General features: G+C 59.6%; 19 protein-coding genes and 1 tRNA gene. 10 read left to right on the forward strand and 10 right to left on the reverse strand.

Features of this window, described 5'->3' with window-relative positions:
* Nucleotides 1–142: 142 nt before the first annotated feature.
* A complete protein-coding gene (locus AAHA41_RS14825; RefSeq protein ID WP_071909966.1) occupies nt 143–283 on the reverse strand; it encodes a TIGR02808 family protein in 141 nt (46 codons plus the stop codon).
* A gap of 303 nt (nt 284–586) precedes the next feature.
* Nucleotides 587–1,300, reverse strand: coding sequence for a fatty acid metabolism transcriptional regulator FadR (gene fadR / locus AAHA41_RS14830; RefSeq protein ID WP_033115828.1), 714 nt, complete (start codon nt 1,298–1,300; stop codon nt 587–589).
* A gap of 334 nt (nt 1,301–1,634) precedes the next feature.
* Between fadR and nhaB the strand changes: the two genes are divergently transcribed.
* On the forward strand, nt 1,635–3,215 hold the full coding sequence (gene nhaB / locus AAHA41_RS14835) for a sodium/proton antiporter NhaB (protein ID WP_323069515.1): 1,581 nt from the start codon (nt 1,635–1,637) through the stop codon (nt 3,213–3,215).
* A 100-nt stretch (nt 3,216–3,315) separates the two neighbouring features.
* Complete coding sequence (dsbB, locus tag AAHA41_RS14840) at nt 3,316–3,837, forward strand: disulfide bond formation protein DsbB (protein WP_033115823.1); 522 nt, start codon at nt 3,316–3,318, stop codon at nt 3,835–3,837.
* A gap of 83 nt (nt 3,838–3,920) precedes the next feature.
* On the opposite strand, the gene AAHA41_RS14845 is transcribed toward dsbB, so the two are convergent.
* From AAHA41_RS14845 to uvrB, 3 genes are all read right to left on the reverse strand, one after another.
* The gene (locus AAHA41_RS14845) at nt 3,921–4,568 is read right to left on the reverse strand and encodes a DedA family protein (protein WP_033115822.1); all 648 of its coding nucleotides are present in this window, start codon (nt 4,566–4,568) and stop codon (nt 3,921–3,923) included.
* A 179-nt stretch (nt 4,569–4,747) separates the two neighbouring features.
* Complete coding sequence (locus AAHA41_RS14850; RefSeq protein WP_323069518.1) at nt 4,748–5,005, reverse strand: DUF1232 domain-containing protein; 258 nt, start codon at nt 5,003–5,005, stop codon at nt 4,748–4,750.
* Nucleotides 5,002–7,014, reverse strand: a complete 2,013-nt coding sequence (gene uvrB / locus AAHA41_RS14855; protein ID WP_042030616.1) for an excinuclease ABC subunit UvrB — start codon at nt 7,012–7,014, stop codon at nt 5,002–5,004. The genes AAHA41_RS14850 and uvrB overlap by 4 nt, the downstream gene beginning before the upstream one ends.
* A 133-nt stretch (nt 7,015–7,147) precedes the next feature.
* On the opposite strand from uvrB, the gene AAHA41_RS14860 reads away from it, so the two are divergent.
* Nucleotides 7,148–7,223 (forward strand) — tRNA-Asn (locus tag AAHA41_RS14860).
* A gap of 762 nt (nt 7,224–7,985) precedes the next feature.
* Nucleotides 7,986–9,671 (forward strand): aspartate:alanine antiporter, encoded by a 1,686-nt coding sequence (locus tag AAHA41_RS14865; protein WP_033115819.1) that lies wholly within the window; start codon nt 7,986–7,988, stop codon nt 9,669–9,671.
* 341 nt (nt 9,672–10,012) lie between these two features.
* Here the strand turns inward: AAHA41_RS14865 and fabB are convergent, their stop codons facing one another.
* Nucleotides 10,013–11,224 carry a beta-ketoacyl-ACP synthase I gene (fabB, locus tag AAHA41_RS14870; RefSeq protein ID WP_323069521.1) on the reverse strand — a complete coding sequence of 404 codons (1,212 nt, stop codon included), beginning with the start codon at nt 11,222–11,224 and terminating at the stop codon, nt 10,013–10,015.
* Nucleotides 11,225–11,314: 90 nt separating this feature from the next.
* Between fabB and mnmC the strand changes: the two genes are divergently transcribed.
* On the forward strand, nt 11,315–13,333 hold the full coding sequence (gene mnmC, locus AAHA41_RS14875; protein WP_323069523.1) for a bifunctional tRNA (5-methylaminomethyl-2-thiouridine)(34)-methyltransferase MnmD/FAD-dependent 5-carboxymethylaminomethyl-2-thiouridine(34) oxidoreductase MnmC: 2,019 nt from the start codon (nt 11,315–11,317) through the stop codon (nt 13,331–13,333).
* Between the two features lie 78 nt (nt 13,334–13,411).
* On the opposite strand, the gene AAHA41_RS14880 is transcribed toward mnmC, so the two are convergent.
* Both AAHA41_RS14880 and AAHA41_RS14885 read right to left on the reverse strand, forming a co-directional pair.
* Nucleotides 13,412–14,032 (reverse strand): DUF922 domain-containing protein, encoded by a 621-nt coding sequence (locus tag AAHA41_RS14880; RefSeq protein ID WP_323069526.1) that lies wholly within the window; start codon nt 14,030–14,032, stop codon nt 13,412–13,414.
* A 182-nt stretch (nt 14,033–14,214) separates the two neighbouring features.
* Nucleotides 14,215–14,625 (reverse strand): hypothetical protein, encoded by a 411-nt coding sequence (locus AAHA41_RS14885; protein ID WP_232097909.1) that lies wholly within the window; start codon nt 14,623–14,625, stop codon nt 14,215–14,217.
* A gap of 250 nt (nt 14,626–14,875) precedes the next feature.
* Here AAHA41_RS14885 and dcuC point away from each other — a divergent pair, with 250 nt between their 5' ends.
* The 5 genes from dcuC to AAHA41_RS14910 all read left to right on the forward strand — a co-directional run bounded on the left by dcuC (nt 14,876) and on the right by AAHA41_RS14910 (nt 21,301).
* Entirely contained in the window at nt 14,876–16,228 is a 1,353-nt protein-coding gene (gene dcuC / locus AAHA41_RS14890) for an anaerobic C4-dicarboxylate transporter DcuC (protein ID WP_033115719.1), read from the forward strand.
* 89 nt (nt 16,229–16,317) lie between these two features.
* The gene (locus tag AAHA41_RS14895) at nt 16,318–17,964 is read left to right on the forward strand and encodes a bifunctional UDP-sugar hydrolase/5'-nucleotidase (RefSeq protein ID WP_323069528.1); all 1,647 of its coding nucleotides are present in this window, start codon (nt 16,318–16,320) and stop codon (nt 17,962–17,964) included.
* A gap of 174 nt (nt 17,965–18,138) precedes the next feature.
* On the forward strand, nt 18,139–19,782 hold the full coding sequence (locus tag AAHA41_RS14900) for a hypothetical protein (RefSeq protein ID WP_323069529.1): 1,644 nt from the start codon (nt 18,139–18,141) through the stop codon (nt 19,780–19,782).
* A 125-nt stretch (nt 19,783–19,907) separates the two neighbouring features.
* Nucleotides 19,908–20,411: a M48 family metallopeptidase gene (locus tag AAHA41_RS14905; RefSeq protein WP_156852895.1), complete on the forward strand. Its 504-nt coding sequence runs from the start codon at nt 19,908–19,910 to the stop codon at nt 20,409–20,411.
* Between the two features lie 26 nt (nt 20,412–20,437).
* Complete coding sequence (locus AAHA41_RS14910) at nt 20,438–21,301, forward strand: DUF2927 domain-containing protein (protein ID WP_323069531.1); 864 nt, start codon at nt 20,438–20,440, stop codon at nt 21,299–21,301.
* A 127-nt stretch (nt 21,302–21,428) separates the two neighbouring features.
* On the opposite strand, the gene AAHA41_RS14915 is transcribed toward AAHA41_RS14910, so the two are convergent.
* Both AAHA41_RS14915 and AAHA41_RS14920 read right to left on the reverse strand, forming a co-directional pair.
* Complete coding sequence (locus tag AAHA41_RS14915; protein ID WP_033115714.1) at nt 21,429–21,680, reverse strand: DinI family protein; 252 nt, start codon at nt 21,678–21,680, stop codon at nt 21,429–21,431.
* 87 nt (nt 21,681–21,767) lie between these two features.
* Complete coding sequence (locus tag AAHA41_RS14920) at nt 21,768–24,197, reverse strand: DNA polymerase II (RefSeq protein ID WP_323069532.1); 2,430 nt, start codon at nt 24,195–24,197, stop codon at nt 21,768–21,770.
* Nucleotides 24,198–24,255 lie beyond the last annotated feature (58 nt).

Genomic DNA, 24,255 nt, shown 5'->3' on the forward strand with positions numbered 1-24,255 from the left:
TAGAAAATATGGCCGTCAGTGTAATCAAAATCAGTGGCAGGTTCGAACCTTTCTGCCCCCAGGCCTGGATTTAAGTGCTTTAAAAGACAGAAAAAACAAATGCCAGTCCGAAGACTGGCATTTGGCGGTGTCAAGAAGCGACTCACTTCTCGGCGGACTGGACTCCGAACGCATTGAGCAGCGCACAGCAGGTGACTGCCACGGCTACGAATCCGCTCAGAAAGATAAAGGGCATGGCCCCGTATCCCAGCACAGTCCAGATGGTGTGTTCAAGAAGACTCATTGTGTGTCCTTCATCCAGTGAAAGGTGTGTTCCTTTTGGCGGATGTAGGCTCCGCTCTCGTGAGGCCATTTGACCTCAATGTGAGTATGAGTCCAATGCCACCAAAGTAATAAATGCAGGGTGCATTTGAGCTGGATCAACTTTTTTGGCTGAATATCCATCCAGATCAAGCGATTAGATGGCCATTATCGGGCCAGACCAGCCCTGTCTCAGCACGCCTTGTGACGTCAAACGACCGGCAGCGTGACTCAATGGCATAAAAAAACGCGCCCGGTGGCGCGTTTTTGAATGTCCGGCTGACGATCAGTTGTCACACAGATCGTTGGGCATATCCTGACGCAAGCGGGTCCAGAGTTTGCCTGACTCGATACCGTACTGACGCACTGTCATAAAGACGGCTTCATGGTTTTTGGTCTCGGCCAGACCAAGCAGCGTCTTGTAGTAGGCATCTGCGGTCTCGCGGGCCTGCTTGTCGGAGAAATAGTAGCTACCGACCCGGCTATACAACCCTTTAAAACCGTTCAGGATCAGCGCGTAGATCGGATTGCCGGAAGCAAATGCCAGCTGGTGATGCAGGCGATAATCGAACTCGGCATAAGCCTGCGGGTTGTTCTCGACCCCATCAGCACCACGCAGGATCTCGGCGGCCTGCTCCGGATTGTGACGGATCGCCCCGCGAATAAAGATGGTGCAGATGTGGGTACGGGCAGAGAGCAACTGGGCAATCAGATCCGGCACCTTGTCCTGATCGAGACGAGCCAGCGTCTCCAGAATATTGAGACCCGAGGTTTCCCAGAAGTTATTCACCTTGGTCGGTTTGCCATGCTGGATGGTCAGCCAGCCATCACGGGCCAGTCGCTGCAGCACTTCACGCAAGGTCGTCCGCGTCACCCCGATCAACTCGGACAACTCACGCTCGGCGGGCAGAATGGATCCGGGAGGAAAGCGATTGTTCCAGATGGACTCGATGATGTATTCCTCGGCAAACCCTGCTGGGCTCTGCGCTTTTATAACCATGAATTGACTCTGTTGTAATGCGTAAAAAGGCTGACGAATGATATCAAAGCGATGATGGCTGGCAAGCAGAAGGTCAGTCCTCTGCTCACATCGGGACAAATATTGTTGATAACTTGTATTCAATCACATCCCTTGTAGTGGGAAGCCGCTCAATGTGTGGTTATTAAACCACCATCAAGACTGCTTCCGGCCTGCTCTTATTTATAATCGGCCCGCTTTTTGATTAAAATCACGTGACATTAACTCGTGAAAGGTCAACATCCGGACGTACTGGTCGCTCCATCATTGACTGCATGGATGCAAGATCCCAACAACAACCCAGAGACCCAACATCATGCCAATAAGCCTCGGGCAGGCATTTGCCAAGAACTTCCTCGGCAATGCCCCACACTGGTATAAAAGCGCCATTCTGCTGTTTCTGGTGATCAATCCGATCGCCTTCTATCTCGACCCCTTCAGCGCGGGCTGGTTACTGGTGGTGGAATTTATCTTTACCCTCGCCATGGCCCTCAAGTGCTATCCCCTGCAACCAGGCGGTCTGCTGGCCATCGAGGCAGTGCTCATCGGCATGACCTCTGCCGAACAGGTCAAACACGAGCTGGTCGCCAACATCGAAGTGCTGCTGTTGCTGGTCTTTATGGTGGCCGGCATCTACTTCATGAAGCAGTTGTTGCTTTTCGTCTTTACCAAGCTGCTGATCGGGGTGCGCTCCAAGATCCTGCTCTCCCTCTCCTTCTGTCTGGTTTCCGCCTTCCTGTCGGCGTTTCTTGACGCCCTGACCGTGATTGCGGTGGTGATCAGCGTGGCGACCGGCTTCTACGCCATCTACCACAAGGTCTCCTCCGGCAAGGAGTTTGGCAATCCCCACGACCATACCCAGGATCAGGAGGTGCCCGAGCTCAACCGTCAGGATCTCGACAACTTCCGCGCCTTTTTGCGCAGCCTGATGATGCATGCCGCCATCGGTACCGCCCTGGGTGGCGTCTGTACCCTGGTGGGCGAACCGCAGAACCTCATCATCGGCGAGCAGGCTGGCTGGCACTTTGGCGAGTTTGCGGTGCGCATGGCTCCCGTCACCCTCCCCGTCTTTATCTGTGGTCTGCTGACCTGCGTGGTAGTGGAGCGGTTCCGCTGGTTTGGTTACGGCACCCTGCTGCCGGACAACGTGCGCGCCATCATGGAGGAGTACAACCGCTACGAAGAGGCGAAGCGCAGCCCGCAGGACAAGGCCAAGCTGATTGTCCAGGCGCTGATCGCCGTCTGGCTCATCATCGGCCTCGCCCTTCATCTGGCGGCAGTGGGCCTCATCGGTCTTTCGGTCATCGTGCTGGCCACCTCGCTCACCGGCATCACCGAAGAGCATGCACTGGGCAAGGCATTTGAAGAGGCACTGCCCTTCACCGCGCTGCTGGCGGTCTTCTTCAGCGTGGTGGCGGTGATCATCGATCAGCAGCTGTTCAAACCGGTGATCCAGTGGGTGCTCTCGGCCGAACCCGAGCAGCAGCTGGCCCTCTTCTATATGGCCAACGGTCTGCTCTCCATGGTCAGTGACAACGTCTTTGTCGGCACCGTCTATATCAACGAGGTGAAGACCGCCCTGCTCAACGGCGCCATCAGTCGCGAGCAGTTCGATCTGCTGGCCGTGGCCATCAACACCGGCACCAACCTGCCGTCAGTCGCCACCCCTAACGGTCAGGCGGCCTTCCTCTTCATGCTGACCTCGGCGCTGGCGCCACTGCTGCGCCTCTCCTATGGCCGCATGGTGTGGATGGCGCTGCCCTACACCCTGGTACTGGGACTGGTCGGCTTCTTTGCGGTCGAGCTGCTGCTCGGCACCGCCACCCAGTGGTTCTATCAGCAGGGATGGCTGGTGCTGTCAGAGGGTGCCGCCGCCATGGCGCCCGCACTCCACTGAACTCATTGTGCCTAATCGAGAAGGGTCCCTGCGGACCCTTTTCTTTTGCTGTCCGCTCTGCTCTAATTCAGCCACTATTTTTTTCAGAGAGATCAATCAGATGATCGAATTTCTGCGCCGTTTGGCAGCCAATCGACTGGCGTGGGGGCTGCTCGCTGCCTCCGCCCTGTTCCTTGAGCTGTGTGCCCTCTTCTTCCAGCATGTGCTCGGGCTTCACCCCTGCGTCATGTGCGTCTACGAACGGCTCGCCACCCTGGGTGTGCTCACGGCCGGTCTTGTTGGTCTCATCGCTCCGCAGAAGTGGTATCTGCGCTGGAGCGCCATGCTGCTGTGGGGATACAGCGCCTTCCGTGGCTTCCAGCTGGCCCTCAAGCACGTCGACTATCAGATGAACCCCTCCCCGTTCAACGTCTGCAGCCCGTTTGCCGACTTCCCGAGCTGGGCCCCCCTCGATCAGTGGATCCCCTGGCTCTTCTTCCCGGATGGCGATTGCGCCGAGATCAGCTGGCGTTTCTTCGATTTCTCCATGCCCCAGTGGCTGGTCGCCATCTTCGCCGCCTACCTGCTGGTCTTCGTGGTGGTAGCCATCGGAAATCTGGTGAAAGGACGCTGCTGCAACTGACGTTTGCATGGGCGTAGAAATCGTTAACAACAAAAAGGGGGAGCCATGATGGCTCCCCCTTTCTCATGCTTTCTGACCGCTGGTTACGCCTTGGCGGCGCCCATTTTGGCCTTGATCGCCCCGATGACCATCGGCAGCAGCGAGATGCCGATGATGCCGAAGATAAGCAGGGTAAAGTTCTGGCGCACCACCGGCAGATTGCCGAAGAAGTGGCCCGCATAGACGAACGACAGCACCCACAGCAGACCACCAACCAGATTGAAGGCGAGGAAGCGCGGATAGGTCATGGCGCCCATGCCGGCCACGAAGGGGGCGAAGGTACGCACGATGGGCAGGAAGCGGGTAATGATGATGGTCTTGCCACCATGTTTGGCATAGAAGGCGTGGGTCTTCTCCAGATAGTCGCGGCGGAAGATTTTTGAATCCGGGTTGCGGAACAGCTGCTCGCCAAAGAAGTGACCTATGGTGTAGTTGACCACGTTGCCCAGCACAGCCGCGATGATCAGCACGGCCGCCAGGGTATGGACATCCAGCACGCTGCCCACGGTGAGCGCACCGGCGGCAAACAGCAGGGAGTCACCCGGCAGGAAGGGGGTCACCACCAGTCCGGTCTCGCAGAAGATGATGAGAAACAGGATGGCGTAAACCCAGATGCCGTAGTTTTCAAACAGCTCTTTCAAATGCACGTCAACGTGCAGAATAAAGTCGATTGCAAAGAGGATCAGATCCATTTTTCCATACTCGTAAAGTGAACGGCGTGGAGTCTACGCCAATGCCAGTCGGCCCACAATCGCTGGGCCGGCCTCTTTTTAAGCCCGCGACCCCCTCAGCCAAATGAAACCGTTTTTCCTGCTGATTCGCTCACACGGGCTTATCCAGCAAGCGGGAAAATGGTGACAGAGAGTGTGACTTACTGCTTTAACTCCAGCTCGTGGCGCACCTGCTGCGGCAAGCAACGCTCCCAACCCCACAGCAGAATAAGCAGCAGGGTCGCATCGTCGAGCCAGCCAAAGAGCGGGATCATGTCCGGCACCAGATCTACCGGACTGATGCCGTAAAGCAGGATAAGGATCACCAGCCCCCTGGCCCACCAGGGGGTACCGGGATGGCGAAAGCCCTGATAGAGGCGGCGTACTCGCCGCCAGAGCAATCCGCGTCTGGTGCTCATGACTCGATCAGCTCGCTGCGCAGCCGCTGGATCTGATCACGCAGTGCGGCCGCCTGCTCGAACTCCAGATCCCGCGCATGCTGGAACATCTGCTCCTCCATCCGTTTGATCTCTTTGGCAATCTCGCTGGCAGAGCGGGCATGGTACTCCCCTTGCGGCTCGGCGGCCTTGCGGCTCCCTTTGCCCGGTTTGCCGGTAGGGCGACTGCCCCCCATGTCCATCACATCCCCCACCGACTTGTTGAGCCCCTTGGGTACGATGCCGTGCTTGAGGTTGTGGGCATGCTGCAGGGCACGGCGTCGCTCGGTCTCTTCAATCGCCACCTGCATGGAGTTGGTGATGGTATCGCCGTAGAGGATGACCTTGCCGTTGAGGTTGCGCGCTGCCCGGCCTATGGTCTGGATCAGCGAACGGGTGGAGCGCAGGAAGCCCTCTTTATCCGCATCGAGAATCGCCACCAGCGACACCTCCGGCATGTCGAGACCTTCCCGCAACAGGTTGATCCCCACCAGTACGTCAAACTTGCCGAGACGCAGATCGCGGATGATCTCCACCCGCTCCACGGTATCGATGTCGGAGTGGAGATAGCGCACCTTGACCCCGTGCTCCGCCAGATATTCGGTCAGATCCTCAGCCATCCGCTTGGTCAGGGTGGTGACCAGTACCCGCTCCTCCACCGCGACCCGCTTGCGGATCTCGGAGAGCAGATCGTCCACCTGGGTGCTGACTGGCCGTACTTCCACCTCGGGATCGAGCAGGCCGGTGGGACGCACCACCTGCTGCACCACATCGCCGCCGGACTTCTCCAGCTCGTAGGGGCCGGGGGTCGCCGAGACAAACACCGTCTGCGGCATCAGCGCCTCAAATTCGTCGAACTTGAGCGGCCGGTTGTCGAGCGCCGAGGGGAGCCGGAAACCGTACTCAACCAGAGTCTCCTTGCGGGAGCGGTCCCCTTTGAACATGGCACCGATCTGCGGCACCGTGACGTGGGACTCGTCGATGATGAGCAGGCCATCCCCCGGCAGGTAGTCAAACAGGGTGGGCGGTGGCTCCCCTGGCGCGCGGCCGGAAAGGTAACGACTGTAGTTCTCGATGCCGGAGCAGTAGCCCAGCTCCTGCATCATCTCCATGTCGAACTGGGTACGCTGGCTGATGCGCTGCTCCTCCACCAGCTTGTTAAGCGACATCAGCTGTTCGCGACGCCCTCTGAGCTCCTCCTTGATGTGCTCGATGGCGCCGAGAATGGTCTCGCGCGGGGTGGCATAGTGGGTCTTGGGATAGATGGTGTAGCGCACCACCGTCTGCTCAATGGCGCCGGTCAGCGGGTCGAAGAGGGAGAGGCGCTCCACCTCCTCGTCAAACAGCTCCACCCGCAGGGCCAGCTTGTCCGATTCGGCGGGGTAGATGTCGATCACCTCCCCCCGCACCCGGAAGGTGCCGCGCTGGAAGGCCATGTCGTTGCGGGTGTACTGCAGCTCGGCGAGCCGGCGCAGGATATCCCGCTGGTTGATCACATCCCCCACTTTGAGATGCAGCATCATGCTAAGGTAGGCCTGCGGATCCCCCAGGCCATAGATAGCCGACACCGAGGCGACGATCACCACGTCGCGCCGCTCCAGCAACGCCTTGGTGGCCGACAATCGCATCTGCTCGATGTGATCGTTGATGGAGGCATCCTTCTCGATGAAGGTATCGGTGGTCGGCACATAGGCTTCGGGCTGGTAGTAGTCGTAGTAAGAGACGAAATACTCCACCGCATTGTCGGGAAAGAACTCCTTCATCTCGCCATAGAGCTGGGCGGCCAGGGTCTTGTTGGGGGCCAAAATCATGGTCGGGCGATTGAGGGTGGCGATGACGTTGGCCATGGTGAAGGTCTTGCCTGAACCGGTCACCCCGAGCAGGGTCTGGTGGGCCAGCCCTGACTCGATGCCATCGAGCAGCCTGGCTATTGCAGCGGGCTGATCCCCGGCGGGTTGAAACTGGCTGGCTAGTTTGAACAGTTTGCTCATGAAGACTCCCGACACAAAACAGCAAGTAGCGCAGTGTAACCGAGTGCTCCCCGGCGGTACACTCGCTTGCGGTGGCGCGAACGGCTTGACCCTCTCCGGCGCCTTCTGTATGATGCCCCTCCTTGCCTGATGTTCCCCCGTAGTTCAGTCGGTAGAACGGCGGACTGTTAATCCGTATGTCACTGGTTCAAGTCCAGTCGGGGGAGCCAATTCCTCACCATATCGGTGCAAGTTATCCACTTTAGTGCCCTCCCCAGCTTTTTTTAATGCACAAGATCCCGTTTGCGGATCCGTTTCCCTTTTCCTCCCGCGCGCCCCCTAGCAGAGTTTTCTTCTGCCATATCTAACTATTTGATTTTTATAGCAAGTTTTTTTCTGCGGTATTTTTTGAACAGCACTTGCAGCCCAGTCGTGACGCGGCTTTCCGGCCGATGAACAAGATTCATAAACAGGGTTATCCACAGATTCTGTGGGTAACTGCCGCAATCCCTGTCGGGACGCGGGATAGCTGGCAACCCCGGCTTTTCAGGAGCGGTTTTGCAGCGAAACCTGATTTTATGCTGTTTTTACGCATCTCTGGTCAGTGGCGCAAAAGGGGTCTTTTGAACCTTTCTCGAGATATCTTTTTGCCAGGCCAGTCGGGCTGGGCGAACGGGCAAATCATCCCCTGTTTCACCTCGTGCCCACCCTCTGATCCCGCTGGTTGAATCTTCTGAAACTGATCTCGATCAAGCGTTGTGGCAGCAGAATCTAAAGTTTTTACCTCTGCCATCCCCCAAGCGAGGCCACCAGCATTTTTCACTAATTGACACTGGGGGGCACAGCAATAAGCTCCCTCTTTTTCCCCCTTGCCCCCCTATCGCCTCGAAATAGTGCGAGATCCCTTTCGATTAATCGGCCCCTTGCGCTTCTTTATTGGGGATAGATCCGGCACAATATCGGCCCCACTTTTTTCCTCGGTTATTCCGGGCATGACCATAGACTTTGTGACACTGCTACATCAAAGCGACTCCCTGCTGCTCTTCGTGGTGCTGGCTTTTGGCCTGCTGCTTGGCAAGGTACGGATTGGCAACTTTCAGATTGGCAACACCATAGGTGTGCTGTTTACCGCCCTGCTGTTTGGCCAGATGGGCTTCGAGTTCACCGCCACGACCGAGAACGTCGGCTTCATGCTCTTCATCTTCTGCGTGGGGATCGAAGCCGGGCCCCACTTCTTCAGCGTCTTCCTGCGCGATGGCATCCACTACATCACCCTAACTCTGGTGATCCTGCTGACCGCCCTCTTCCTGACGGTAGGGCTGGCCAAGTTCTTCAATCTGGGGCCCGGGATGGCGGCCGGCATTCTGGCGGGGTCGCTCACCTCGACTCCTGCGCTGGTCGGTGCTCAGGATGCCCTGCGCAGTGGCCTGCTCAACCTGCCCCATCAGACTGATATGCAGGCGGTGCTCGACAATATGGGTATCGGCTACGCCCTGACCTATCTGGTGGGTCTGGTTGGCCTGATGCTGGTCGTGCGATACCTCCCTTCGCTGGCACGGCTCGATCTCAACACCGAGGCGCAAAAAATTGCCCGTGAGCGGGGTCTCTCCGACAGCGACAGTCGCAAGACCTACCTGCCCATCATCCGCGCCTATCGGGTTGGCCCCGAGCTAGCAGCCTGGATCGGTGGCCGCACCCTGCGTGAAACTGGCATCTATCCCCACACCGGCTGCTATGTGGAGCGGATCCGCCGCAACGGCATTCTCGCCAGTCCCGATGGCGATGCCGTCATTCAGGAAGGGGACGAGATCGCGCTGGTGGGCTATCCCGAAAGCCACGAGAAGCTGGACGTCAACTACCGCAACGGTAAAGAGGTGTTTGATCGCAACCTGCTCGACCTGCAGATCGTCACCGAAGAGATCGTGGTAAAGAACGACTCCGTGGTGGGTCGTCATCTGGTGGAACTCAACCTGACCGAGAAGGGGTGCTTCCTCAACCGGGTGGTGCGTTCCCAAATCGAGATGCCGTTCGATCGCAACATCATGCTGCAAAAAGGCGACGTGCTGCAGATCAGCGGCGAAAAACAGCGGGTCAAACTGCTGGCCAACAAGATAGGCTTTATCAGTATCCACAGCCAGACCACGGATCTGGTGGCCTTCACCACCTTCTTCGTGCTGGGGCTGCTGATCGGTTCCGTCTCGCTGGTGTTCGGCCAGATTGAATTTGGCCTCGGCAACGCAGTCGGTCTGCTGCTGGCAGGCATTCTGATGGGGTATCTGCGGGCCAACCACCCGACGGTCGGCTACGTGCCCCCGGGCGCCCTGCGACTGGCCAAAGATCTTGGTTTGGCGGTCTTTATGGTGAGCACCGGTCTCAAGGCGGGTGGCGGCATTCTGGATCACCTGAGCGAAGTGGGTGCCGTGGTGCTCTTCTCCGGTATGCTGGTCACGACGCTGCCGGTGCTGGTCGGCTACCTGTTCGGGGTCTGGGTATTGAAGATGAACCCGGCCCTGCTGCTTGGCGCCATCACAGGTGCCCGTACCTGCGCCCCCGCCATGGATGTGGTTAACGAGGCCGCCAACAGCTCCATTCCGGCGCTTGGCTACGCAGGGACCTATGCGGTGGCCAACGTGATGCTGACGCTGGCAGGCTCCTTTATCATCGGCTTCTGGTTCTAGCAGCCATCAAGTTACCGCTAACAAAGAAGGGAGCCTCCTGCTCCCTTCTTGCTATCTGATTTTCTCCCAAGACGCGGAGCAGGCTCATTGGTGTGATCTCACCTGACACCAACCATCTGCGCTGTCAGCCCCCTACCCACAATAGTTGATGCTCTGCTCTGCTCTGCTCTGCTCTGCTCTGCTCTGCTCTGCTCTGCTCTGCTCTGCTCTGCTCTGCTCTGCTCTGCTCTGCTCTGCTCTGCTCTGCTCTGCTCTGCTCTGCTCTGCTCTGCAATCAGTGATGGCAGATCACGGAAACAAAAAAAGCGCCCTGAGGCGCTTTTTTCATATCAACCGGATGATCAGACTTTGAACTTGCTGAACACCAGGGAGGCGTTGGTACCGCCAAAGCCGAAGCTGTTGGACATGACGGTGTTGAGCTCGGCCTCTTCGTACTCGCGCACGATGGGCAGACCTTCCGCTTTCTCGTCCAGAGTCTCGATGTTGATGCTGGGGGCGATAAAGCCGTGCTCCATCATCAGCAGGGAGTAGACAGCCTCATGCACGCCGGCAGCGCCCAGCGCATGACCGGTCATCGCCTTGGTGGCGGAGATCTTGGGACCGTTGGCGCCAAACAGAGTCTGGATGGCTTCCAGCTCCTTGGTATCGCCCACCGGGGTGGAGGTACCGTGGGTGTTGATGTAATCAACCTTGCCGACACCCTGCATTGCCATCTTCATGCAACGCACAGCGCCTTCGCCACTCGGGGCGACCATGTCGTAGCCATCAGAAGTAGCACCGTATCCGGTCAGCTCGGCATAGATGTGAGCACCACGGGCCAGAGCATGTTCCAGCTCCTCAACCACCAGGATGCCGCCGCCACCGGAGATAACAAAACCATCGCGGTTCGCATCATAGGTACGGGACGCTTTTTCCGGCGTGTCGTTGTACTTGGTAGAGAGTGCGCCCATGGCGTCAAACTGGATGGTAGAGGACCAGTCCAGCTCCTCGCCGCCACCAGCGAAGACCACATCCTGTTTGCCAAGCTGGATCAGCTCCAGCGCGTGACCGATGCAGTGGGCAGAGGTTGCGCAGGCGGAGCTGATGGAGTAGTTGACCCCCTTGATCTGGAACGGAGTCGCCAGACAGGCAGAGGTGGTGGAAGACATGGTGCGCGGCACCATGTAAGGGCCCACACGCTTGACCCCTTTCTCACGGGCGATGTCCACAGACTCCGAGGTGTTCTTGCCGGAAGCACCACCTGAACCGACCACCAGACCGGTACGCTCGTTGGAGACCTGCTCTTGCGCCAAACCGGCATCTTCAATGGCCTGCTGCATGGAGATGTAGGCGTAGGCCGCAGCGTCACCCATGAAACGCATGACTTTACGGTCGATCAGTTCAGACGGCTCGAGTTTGATATTACCCCAGACACGGCTGCGCAGGTTGTGCTGCTCGAACTGCTCGGAATAGGTGATGCCGGATTTACCTGCTTTCAGGGAGGCCAGCACTTCTTCCTTGTTGTTGCCGATACTGGAGATGACGCCGATACCGGTGATCACTGCTCTTCTCATTAATTCATCTCGTCTGGAAAAACTGGCGCCAAGTCTACCCGCTTTCGGCTGCCAAACTGGTCTGCTTTCACGTAGAATGCCCGCGTTCTTGTGACGCGAGCCGAGGAAAACGTGAGTCAAACATCCTTACATCATGCCCGATTGGACTGGAACGAGGCGGGAACTCCAGTCTCCAGTGAGTTCGGGGATGTGTACTTTTCCAATGATAACGGTCTAGCTGAAACGCGCTATGTCTTTTTGCAGCAAAACCGGCTGCCAGCGCGATTTTTGCACCACGATCGTGACACTTTCGTGATAGGTGAGACAGGTTTCGGCACAGGTCTTAACTTTCTGGCGACAATGGCAGCCTTTCTTGAACAGGCGCCCCAAACCGGCAACGGCTCTCGCCTTCACTTCATCAGTTTCGAAAAATACCCCCTGACCCAGAGCGATCTGCGCAAGGCGTTGGCCGCCTGGCCCGAACTCTCTTCCTTGAGCCAGGATCTCATCGAACAGTGGCCCATCCCGGTGTCCGGCTGTCATCGCCTTATCTTTGCCGATGGCCGGATCCGGCTAGATCTCTGGTTGGGAGATATCAAGGATATGATGCCGCAACTGCCCCACCACGCAGATGGATTGGTGGATGCCTGGTATCTGGATGGCTTTTCCCCCGCCAAAAATCCCGAGATGTGGACGCAAGCGTTGTTCGACGGCTTGGCTCGCCTCGCCCGTCCTGCCGCCACCATCGCCACCTTCACCTGTGCCGGCTTCGTGCGCCGTGGCCTGATTGAAGCAGGCTTTGCCATGAAGAAGGTGAAAGGGCACGGTAGCAAGCGGGAGATGCTGGCGGGGGATCGCACCGACAAACAGCCGCAACAGACCATTGCCCCCTGGTATGCACGCCCGGCAGGCAGGGATGGCGAGGTGCTAATCATTGGCGGCGGCATCGCCTCGGCCATGACGGCGCTCTCGTTGGTAGAGCGTGGCCGCAAGGTGACCCTGCTCTGTGAAGATGACGAGCCAGCCAACGGCGCCTCAGGCAACCGCCAGGGAGCCCTCTATCCACTGCTCAATGGCGAGCACGATGCGCTGTCGCGTTTCTATTCGCTTGCCTTTGGCTATGCCCGCCACCGCCTGCTGGCACTGGCCGAGCGCCATCCCGTCGCCTTTGCCCTGTGCGGGGTAACCCAGCTCGGTTATGACGACAAATCGGCCGCCAAGCTGGCGAAAATGAGTCTGGGCCCCTTCCCGCTCGAGCTGATACAACCCCTCTCGACCGCGGAAGTAGAACAGGTCGTCGGCCTGCCCTGCGGCCACAGCGGCGTCAGCTACCCGCTGGGCGGCTGGCTCTGCCCGGCAGATCTCACGCGCGCCGCGATCAAAGAAGCCCAGGCCAGCGGCCTGCTTGAGGTGGTGTTCAATACCGAGGTGGTTGCCATTACCGAACAGGTGGATGGCTGGCAGGTCGAGAGCCGTGACGGACACCGCTGGCAAGCCCCCAATCTGGTAGTTGCCGCCGGACACAAGCTGCCTGAGCTCATCCCCTTTGCCGAGCTGCCGCTCTATCCGGTGCGCGGTCAGGTGAGCCATGTGCCGACCTCAGCCAGCCTGAGCCGGCTCAAGACCGTGCTCTGCTACGATGGCTACCTCACTCCAGCCCATAACGATCACCACTGCATCGGCGCCAGCTATGGCCGCAACCAGACCGATCTTGCGTTTCGCGCTGAGGAGCAGCTCCAGAACCAGGCGCGGCTGCAAGCCAGCCTGCCACAGCAAAGCTGGCCCGGCGAAGTGGATGTCAGCGGCAATGAGGCTCGGGTAGGCGTGCGCTGCGCCAGTCGGGATCACCTGCCGGTGGTGGGGCCAGTCGCCAGATTGGCAAGCCTGGCGGATCACTACGCCGGGCTGCACACCGATCAGCAAGGTGCCGCCCCCCTACCGTGCCACCCCGGCCTCTATGTGCTGGGGGCGCTGGGCTCACGGGGTCTCTGCTCGGCGCCGCTTTGTGGCGAGCTGCTTGCCAGCGAGATCTGCGGTGATCCGCAGCCGCTGGCAGCCGATCTGCTGGAAGCGCTCCACCCGGCCCGCTACTGGGTACGCAAGCTGCTCAAGGGCAAAGCGCTGGCATAAGACCAACACCCCGAAACGACAAGGCCGCCCACAGGGGCGGCCTTTCTCTATGTGATGCGCATATATCGATTAGCCGGACTACTTGGGCCAGTGGACTCCAAGTTGCTCGCCATAACGGGTTTGTCGCTGAAAATCGGCAATCCGGCTGCGGATCTTCACCAACTCTCCCTGCCCCGCCGCCCAGGCTGCATAACGCAGTGCCTGACAGTCGCTGTGCGCAGGCAAATCAGCAATGGCGCCGCCAACCTGATTGGCACCTTGCTGAACCATCTCCTTGAAGCGGGACTCATAGTCGAACATGCTGGCCAGCAAGCGAGCCCAGCGCTGGCGCGCCGGATCGGCCGCGTTGTTTTTCCCTTCACCACTCTTTTCACTCTGGCGCCAGCGGGGCAATTCAACCGTCGCACGGGTGGTGACGGTGACTCTGCTCAGCTGACAAAGCCCCTGCAACTGATCAGTCTCCAGTTGCCAATCGAGCTGATAACTCGCCTTGCCAAGCACGGGTTTGCCATTCACCTTGGGGGCACTCTGGGCAATAGCTTGGGCCAGTTGATCTGGCTGAGTTGCACTGACCTCATAAAAACGAACATTGATACGGGACTCGGGGACCACTTGCGGCCTGATTGGCTGCGCCTGACTCGCCAGGGGCAACAGCAGCGCCGCAACCCCCACTACCACTCCATAGAACTTGCTGACCATGCCAGACTACCTTCCTTGATTGCACGGGCGAAGTACCGACCTTGGGGAAACGCGCCGCCACACAGATAACGTCTATAGCCTATGTGTGCCAAAGATATGGCGCAACACAATGATGGACCAGAAATCAGAGCCCGCTCACAGGTTCCGTGAGCAGAGTATGGCACAAGGCCAAATCTGTATTTTTATTGGGCAGAGCGACTGATGCGCAGCCAGTTGAGGTGGTAGTTTTTCACATTGATGTCGTGACCATCTATCTGAATGAACTGATCATTTTTAAGACGGTTGGCAAAAAAGTCCTGATCTGCCCCCTCTTTCAGCCACAGCTCGCAAAGCCCCCGTTTTCCCTCCCCGGGATAGAACCGGGGGATCACCAGCACCGCCACACCGTCCACCCGGATGCCATTGCGATTCATGCACTCCCCCTCACTCATGCGCGATGCCAGCGCGGCATAACGGGGAATCTGCCCTTTGGCCACCACCACTACACCGTAGGAGTGGGCTGCCATCAATCGCCGCATGGCGACCGCCTGGTGGGGGCCGGTCTGATGAAATCCATCGTTCTTCATGGCAACGGCCGGCAGCGGCAGCAACATCCAGCAAAGGAGCCATATCCAGCGTTTAACACCTGACAAACGACGAAAAACCATACAAAAGCCTCAAAAGAAAACCTGAGGGCGGCAAGGCTATTACGTCAAAAATTCAGGGTAAAGCACCTTTACCCTTCTTTAATTCTGCAAAACTGGCCAAACGTTGATTAGGTTCACACTGCATCGAGTTTCATATCGCCAAATTACCTCTATAGGAATAGACTCCGAACCCCTCTTGTTTAATGGAATGGAATAGATGCTGGAACTCATCATCGGCACCCTGGTCACTCTGGTGGTCGGGCGCGCCATCTTCAAAGGATACTCAGCGACCGGCGTGTTGCTGAGCGGCGGCTTGCTGCTGCTGGTCGTCACGGCCCTGATGGGCAAGCCGGTGCTGCCGAGCAAGGTGACAAGCACCGGTTATATCGCCACCGATATCTTCGAATATGTCCGCTTCCTGCTCAACGATCGTGGCGGTGGACTGGGGATGCTGATCATGGTGCTGTGCGGCTTCGCCGGCTACATGAGCCACATCGGTGCCAACACCATTCTGGTCAAGCTGGCCAGCAAACCGCTCGGCATCATCAAATCCCCCTATATCCTGCTGGTTGCCGCCTATCTGGTGGCCTGTGCCATGTCGCTGGCGGTCAGCTCCGCCACCGGTCTGGGCGTGCTGCTGATGGCAACCCTGTTCCCGCTGATGGTCAACATGGGGATCTCCCGTGGTGCCGCAGCCGCCGTGTGCGCCTCGCCGGCCGCCATCATTCTGGCACCTACCTCGGGTGACGTGGTGATGGCAGCCCAGGCTGCCAACATGCCGCTGCTGGACTTTGCCTTCAAGCTAACCCTGCCCATCTCGCTGGTCGCCATCGCCTGCATGGCGGTGACCCACTTCTTCTGGCAGCGCTACCTCGACCAGAAGTCCGGCGAGCACAACGAGCCGGTGGCGCCGAGCGACCTCATCACCACGGCGCCCGGCTTCTACGCCATTCTCCCCTTCACCCCCATCATCGGGGTGCTGGTGTTTGACGGCAAATGGGGCCCGCAGCTCGATATCGTCACCATCATCGTCATGTGCATGGTACTGGCCAGCCTGCTGGAGCTGGTACGCCTGCGCAACGGCAAGGAGCTGCTGGATGGTCTGCAGGTCTGCTGGCGCAACATGGCCGACGCCTTTGCCGGCGTGGTGATGCTGCTGGTCGGTGCTGGTGTCTTCGCTCAGGGTCTGATGACCATCGGCTTTATCGACACCCTGCTGGCCCACGCCCAGGATCTGGGCTCGGGCGGCATGATCATGATGCTGTCACTGGTGGTGATCACCACCCTGGCCGCCTTCACGACCGGCTCGGGCAACGCCCCCTTCTACGCCTTCGTGGAGCTGATCCCCAATCTGGCCACCAGCCTTGGCATCAACCCGGCCTATCTGGTGATCCCCATGCTGCAAGCCTCCAACCTGGGCCGCACCATTTCACCGGTCTCTGGTGTCGTGGTCGCCTGTGCGGGGATGGGCAAACTCTCGCCATTTGAAGTGGTCAAACGCACTTCGCTGCCAGTGGCCGTCGGCCTGCTGGTGGTGATCGTCGCCACCCAGATCATGGTTCCGGCCTGATCGCTCACCAGCCCGGTCTGCGCCGGGCTGGTATCTCTCCCCCCCTTTGCAGTAGACTCTGTGCTCTTTTTCCCCAAAGGAGGACCGAGATGAGTATTACGGTTCAACTTGCCCACTTCAGTGACTGCCACTCCCATTTCGATGGTGCGCCGATAAGCTTCACCCCCGCCGGAGAGTCCCAGTGGCGCACCCAGTGTGGCGGTTATGCCCGGATCCTGACCCGCCTGACCCAACTGCGCACGCAAGCGGCTGCAGCAGGTCGCGGCTGCCTCTTTCTGCACGGCGGCGACTCCTTTCAGGGCTCCCTCTATTTCAACCGGTTCAAGGGGCGGGCCAATGCCGACCTGCTCGCCATGCTGGCCCCCGATGCCATGGTGATCGGCAACCATGAATTCGATCTGGGCAATGGCCAGCTGGTGGAGTTTCTGCGCCAGCTCGATTTTCCGGTGCTCGCGGCCAATCTGGACAACAGTCAGGAGCCGGCCGATACGCCTCTTCGTCTGTGGGATATTCCCCACCTCTACGACGCTCATCAGCCCTGGCATCGTCGGGTCATCGATGGCGTCCCCTTTGCCCTGCTCGGGATCACGCTGGCCCAGATGGCGGCCATCGCCAATCCGGATCCCCACACCCGCTTCCACGGGGTGAACGAGACCCTGACCCGAATAATTCGCGAGATCAAGGGCGAAGGGATCCACCATATCGTGCTGCTGAGCCACCTCGGGCTGGATCAGGACAAGCTGCTGGCCGAACGCTTCCCCGAGATCAGTCTCATTGTTGGCGGTCATACCCACAGCCTGCTGGGGGATCTTGCGCCGCTGGGCCTGCCAAGCGAAGGGGATTATCCCCTGATGCACAATGGCGTAGCCATCATGCACGCGGGCCACAGTGCTCTCTGCCTTGGCGTCTGCGAGCTCACCTTCGATGAAGCTGGCCGCGTGGCAGATAGCCACGGCCAGCTGGAGTGGCTCCCCTGGCAACCCTGGCCGTTCGGCTCCACGCCGCCAGCCGGACTCACTTTCTGCGAACCGGATGCCAGGCTGGAGCAGCATCTGGCCAAACGCTACCGGCCGGAGATCGAGACCATGACCCAGCGCATCGTCACCAGACTCGATACCCCGCTCCCCCATCAGCGCCTGCCGGATGCCAACCTGCCTCACGGCAGCCATGTCGCACCGCTGGTGGCCCATGCCATGCTGATGGCGGCCCGGGAACAGGTGGGCGAGGTCGATTTTGCCCTGCACAACGCTGGTGGCGTGCGCTGCTCGCTGGAGCCGGGCCCCTTGAGCGAGGCCGATATCGCCGGTCGCCTGCTCCCCTTTGCCATTCCCCTCACCCTCTATCGGGTACACGGCCACGAGTTGGCGGAAGCGCTAGAGAATGCCATCGACAACGCCACCAATAATGGCGTGGTCGGCAATGGCAACGGCAGCTTCCCCTACACCGCCGGGGTGCGCTTCACCTACCAGGCCGATCAGCCCAAAGGTCAGCGTATTACCCGTCTGGAGTGGGAGCCTGCGCCAGACTGCTGGCAACCGGTTAAATCCGACCAGGTTTATCGCGGGGTATCGAGCGCCTATACCGCCTCCGGCAAGGAGGGCTACACCGCGCTGACTCGCACCCTGACCCAGCACAATCAGGAGCTTGGCATCACGCTAGCCGATGCCTTTATCCGCTGGGCCCGCCATCAACCCGCCCTGCGGGCCATGCCGCCGCGGGTCGAGTACCTGCCATAAAGGCCCATCGATGTGCCTGTCTGCACTCACACCGGGCAGACAGGCACTTTTCGTCTCTGAAACCGCTCTTTTTCGACAATATTTGCCCCGGATGGGCCTGTACCATTGCATCATCTGCGCGGGCTCGGCAAGATAGGCCCGCTTTCAAGACCAGCTGCAGGAACAGGCTACTTCATGAATCACTCCATCCGTTTCACTCCCCCCCGCGTCAATCCGGCCATCAAGCCCACCGCCATCTTGCTGACCGGTCTGCTGGCGCTGCTCTTCTGCCTGCGCAACCCGCTCGTTCATGCCATGGCGCCGGGGTTTGACGCCTCGCTCTTTGCCGTCATGGGCAAAATGTGGAGTGAAGGAGGCGTGCTCTATCGCGACATGATCGATATCAAGGGGCCGATGATCTTCGCCCTCGATGCGCTGGGGTATGGTCTGGGTGGATTTGTCGGGATCTGGGCGCTGGAGTGGGTGCTCTGCTGGCTCGGGCTGATGGCCAGCTGGCAGGCTTTCTCCCAGCTTGGCCTCTCGGTCAGGGCGCGCCTTGGCGCCATGCTGGCACTGCTGGCCCTCTATGGCACCCGCTACTACTACGGCAACATGACCGAGGACTGGACCTTCCACCTCGCCCTCATCGCCCAGTGGGCCTTCATTACCCTGTTGCTGGACAAAGGCTTTCGCTGGTGGCCGGCGCTGGTGGCGGCCCTCACCTTTGCTATCGTCGCCTGGATGCGCACCAACAACGGCGCCTTCTGGGGGGCATGGTATCTGGTGCTGTTCTGCCACTGGTGCCTGCACGAGAAGTGGCGTGATGCCATCCTGCTGCTCGTCTCCAGCCTGCTCGGTCTGGCGCTGATTGGCGGCCCCCTCTACGGCTACTTCCAGCAGCACGACCTGCTGGCGGCCTTCAAATACTACGCCTTCGACATCTTCTTCGAGGGGAGCTACGGCAACGGTTTCTCCCCCATGGTGGGTGCTGTCGGCTTGCTGCGCACCGGTCTGGTGATGCTGCTGCCCCCCTTCATCCTGCTGATGCTGAGCCGCCGTCAGGAGTGGTATCTGCCCGCCCTGCTGGCAACCCTCTTTGGCGTGCTGTTTACCCTGATCGCCAACTCGGTCTCCGGCCATGTGTTCGATCACTACGATGTGCTCTATCTGCAGCTGGCTCTGCTGCCGCTGGCGGTACTGCTGGATCGCAGCGAGCAGAAGGCCGATGCCCTCGGCCTGCTCTGCATCTCGCTGGTGGTGCTGACCGCCAGCTGGCTGCTGGCCCAGCAGTTGGTCTTCGGCTGGAGCACCAAGGAGTGGTCCCTCGATCGGGTTAACGAGGTGCTCGGCACCAGTTTGCTGTGGGCCCTGCCGGTACTCATTCTGGTGCCCCTGTGGCGCGCCTGGGATGTGCGCAGCGCCACCCCCTGGCTCGCCACCCTGGCCATGCTGCTGCTGATGATCAACAACGCTTGGGAAGGAACGATCAAGGGGCGCCCCTTCAACCCGGCGGCGCAGGTGCGGGTCGATCGCATCAAGGCCGAGACCAGCCCGAGCGACAAGATCTGGGTCGATGGTATCCAGCCGCAATATTATCTCTGGACCGATCGTCAGCCGGCCTCTGCCTATCTCTTCTTTGCCAACGTCAACCCGCCCTATGACGTGCGGGCTCGTGTGCTGGCGGACATCCAGCGCCAGAACCCCAAATTCATCATCGCCAAGCCGGATCGGGTCAGCGAGGAGCTGAAAAAGCCGAGCTCGCCCTCCCATCTCGCTTTCTATCAATACCTGACCAGCCACTATGAAGAGGTGGATCCGGGTCTCTATCGTCGCCGATAACCAGTGCTGAGACGCAAAGGGCGGCCATTTGGCCGCCTTTTTTCCATCCCCTCACTCCTCACCGGTAGGCAAGCAGGCCAGCGATGACTACAATGGCCCACTTTTGGATGTGACGGGTGACAGACATGGCGGAACTGACCTATCTCGGGGGCTATCCCGAAGCGCTCAAGGCACAAGTGCAACAGCTGATCGCGGCTGGCAAACTTGGCGACATGCTGGCCAAGCGCTATCCGGAGAGTCACCAGATCCAGAGCGACAAGGCGCTGCTCGCCTACACCATGGAGCTGAAAAACCGCTACCTCAAAAGCTCTGCACCCCTGTCAAAGGTGGTGTTTGACGGCAAGATCAACGTCATCAAGGATGCCCTCGGCCTGCATACCTACATCAGCCGGGTACAGGGCAACAAGCTCAAGGCCAAGAACGAGATCCGCATCGCCGCCCTGTTCAAGGAGGCCCCCGCCCCCTTTCTCAAGATGATCGTCGCGCACGAGCTGGCTCATATCAAAGAGAAGGATCACAACAAGAGCTTCTATCAGCTCTGCCAGCATATGGAGCCCGACTATCATCAACTGGAGTTTGATCTGAGGCTATGGCTCACCTGGCGCGATATCGACAAGGCCAATCGCTAGGTTGACGGTGGTTTCAAGGAGGAAACATGTCATTTGCCGCTATCCCCTTTAGCGCCCCGCACGTTATTGCCAATGTGGTCATTGCCAATTTGTGCCGCGCAGCCCGGCGTCCCTGGCGTGTATCACACGGGCTGCTGACCCTGCTCACGCTCTGCTCTTTCTTTTCACACGGGGCAGAGCGCTGGCAGAGCGACAGCTATCTCACCGAGAGTTTTATGGCCATCGCCATGGAGCGGGAGTATCACGAAACCGCTCACCCGCGCTTCACCCGCTGGCAGCAACCGGTGCGCTTGCAGCTCATCAACGAGTCAGGGGACAAGCCGCTGCAGGCGGAGGTGGTCAAGGTACAAGCCGCCCACCTCGCCCGCATCACCGGCCACCCTATCAGCATGGTGACCAGCAAACCCAACCTCACCCTCATCATGACCGACTACCAGCGGATGAAAAGCTGGGCCAAGCGCACCATGGGCAATGCACCTTCGGTCAATGCCGCGCTCAAGGAGGGGCTCTGCATCGGCCACTTTGCGACCAACAAGCAGCACGAGATCAGCAGTGCCACCATCATCATTCCGGTTGATTACAGCCGCGCCAAGGGGCGCTTTCTCGACTGCGTAGTGGAGGAGTTTACCCAGGTGATGGGGCTGCCCAACGACTCGGACAAGGTGTTTCCCTCCATCTTCAATGACAACAGCATCGACAGCTTCCTGACCGGCCTCGACTATGTGCTGCTCAAGCTCGCCTACCACCCTGCCCTCAAGGCGGGGATGAGCAGCGACGAGGTTCGAGCAGCCCTGCCGCTTGCCATCAAGGATCTGCGCGCCAAAGGCGAGATCAGCGAGGCAGACCGCCGCGTTCAGCAGCAGAGCCTAAAAAGCTGGGCCGGGCTCTGAGTTTCAGCCTGCGTCAAGCATCAACTCTGAAAGCATCCGCTTCGGCTCGCCCTTCGTCCGGCACCAAAGCAAAAACGCAGCCAATAGGCTGCGTTTTTGCTGTCAAATCCACCAGTCATAAGCCTTTTCAGGAAGCCAGACTCTCTTCCGGCATCCAGCTGTCTGCGTTTTCCCACACCTCCTGCACCATAGCCTCGGCAAGCTCCTTGTCCTCCTTGCTGGCGCGGCTGACAGTCAGGGACATGCTGCTGCCCGGGGCGACGCGGACATGGAGATCGGGGAATTTCTCGCCCAGCTGCTTGAGCAGCTCCTGGCGCAGCGCTTCCATGGTGGAGGTCGGGATCTGATGTTTTTTGTCGATGATGATTTCCAGACGCATAGGATACTTCTCCATGATGAACGACTGTATTTTTATACAGTATTTTTGGAAAGTAAAGTACCCGACATAAAAAGAGGCAAATGACCCCTAAAAAAGATCGAGCTGCTGGCCGCAGATCCGCTCGAACGACTCGCCGACAAAGGGGAGGATCGCATCGGCAATGGGTTTGAGCTGCTTGTCGATATAGTGCTCGTAATCGATGGGGGTGCGCCGGTACTCCAACGGTTCTGGGCCATTAAGGGTCATCAGATAGGCGATGGAGCCCCTGTGCTGGTAGCGCTGGGGCAAACCGCGGCGCAGGTTCTCCTCATCCGCCAGACGCGCCGCCCGCACATGAGGTGGCACGTTCTTCTGGTACTCCTCGAGCTTCTGGCGCAGCCGCTTGCGATAGACCAGCAGCTCGTCGTGCAGGCCGGCCCGGGTCTCGTCCACCATGGTACGCACATAGCTGCCGGGATCCTGGTCGTGAAACACCATTTCGTAGAGACGGGTCTGAAATGCCTTGGCAAGGGGCGTCCAGTCGGTGCGCACCGATTCGAGCCCCTTGAACACCAGCTGCTCCTCTGCCCCCGCCTCCTTGCCAGCCACCAGCCCCGCGTAGCGTTTCTTGCTCCCCTTCTCCAGCCCGCGGATGGTAGGCATCAGGAAGCGGCGATAGTGGGTCTCGTACTGGATCTCCAGATAGCTCGGCAGGTTGAACTCGCGCTTGATCAGCGCAGCCCAGTTGTCGTTGATCATCTTCGCCAGCCGCCGGCCAATCTCGTCCGCCTCATCCGGGCTGGTCTCGCGCCCCAGATGGACAAAGGTAGAGTCGGTGTCGCCATAGATCACCTCGAAGCCCTCCCCTTCGATCCACTCCCGGGTCTGCTGCATGATGCCGTGACCGCGCAAGGTAATGGAGGAAGCAAGCCTCGGGTCATAGAAACGGCAGCCCCCCGAGCCCAATACCCCGTAGAAGGAGTTCATGATGATCTTGATGGCCTGGGATAGCGCCTTGTTGCTGGCAGCCTTGGCCCGATCCCGCGCCGCCCACAGAGTGGCGATGAGATCCGGCAGGAAGTGCCGCTCGCGGGAGAACAGGGCGCCGCGAAAGCCGGGAATGGCGTGGTCGGGATGCTGCAGCCCCTCGATGAGCCCCATGGGGTCGATGCAGAAGGTGCGGATGATGCTGGGATAGAGGCTCTTGAAATCGAGCACCAGCACGTGGCGATAGAGGCCGGGTTTGGAGTCCATCACATAGCCGCCGGGGCTCGCCAGCCCACCGTCGGCCGGCAGATTGGGGGCCACGTAGCCGCCACGATGGAGCCGCGGCAGGTAGAGGTTGGTAAACGCCGCCACCGAGCCCCCCACCCTGTCCAGCTCAAGGCCGGTGAGGGAGGCACGCTCGATGGCAAAGGGGATGAGGTGGCAGTAGTCGAAGATCTCCCACACCAGCTTGCAATCTTCCAGGTTGTAGCGAGCCAGCGCCTCCTTGTCAGAATGAAACAGCTCGGTGATCTTCTCCCCCCGGTTGGCCACGTCCTCGATATCCTTGCCACGGCCGAGCAATTCGCTTGCCACCGCATCCAGGCTGTAGCTCGGGAACTGCCAGGTGGCGCTTTTCAGGGTGTCGATGCCATCCAGCACCATGCGCCCGGGGATAATAACGTTGCCAGTCTGGGGGTCGTTACGCGATGAGCGCCAGAAACAGAGCTCGTGGCCGCGCCCCAGCCGCAGCCGCCGCTTGTTGAGCTCGGCGCGGCGCAGCAGCAGGCGAAAATCGAAGTTGACCACGTTCCAGCCGATGACCAGATCGGGGTCGTGCCGCACAAACCAGCGCTCCAGCGCACTCAGCAGGGCGCTCTCGTCCGCCACCCATTCGACCCGGGTACTCCAGCTATCGGCGTCGGCCTCCGGCGTACCGATCATGATGACCCGTGCATCCTCTTCGCTGTAGAGCCCCACCGAGAAGAGCGCGCCGTCCATGGCGCACTCCACGTCCAGCGACACCCAAGAGAGGGTCGGCGTCACCGCCTGTGGTGCGCAGCGCGCCTCGTTCACCTCCCAGTAACCGTGCTTGCCCCCTTTCTTGAGGGTGCGTCCCTCGAAACGCACGCCGGCGGTGATGAAACGCTCCATCAGATAGCGCTCCGGCAGCCGGATATCAGCCTCGAAGTGCTCCAGCCCGCGGATGAGCAGCAGCTCGATGGCGCGGTGAAAGGCACTCAGGGTGGCAAAGTAGCAGCCCACTACGGCGCGGCCGTCGAAGGTGTGCATCGGCAGACGGCGAAACCGCCCGCTCACCCCCGCCCCCTTGAACAGTTCGGCGGCTTCTTCCATATGGCTCTGCGGCAGAAAGAAGACCGGCTCCTGCCCCGGCACCACCACCCGCACCGGTCCCTGCTCGCTCCAGAGCCACATCACAATCTCGGTGCGTTTCGGCTGCTCGCCACGGCCGCGCACATCCCGTCCATGACGGGTCAGAATAAAGCCGTCGCGTGGCGGAGTAACGGGTGGGATGGACGGTTGGTCAGTCATGCAAGTCATCGGGATCAACATGGAGATGGGAGTATTGTACGTTCATACAGTGCTTTGC

This window comes from Aeromonas sp. SER (assembly GCF_038739615.1).
GTDB lineage: Bacteria > Pseudomonadota > Gammaproteobacteria > Enterobacterales > Aeromonadaceae > Aeromonas > Aeromonas jandaei.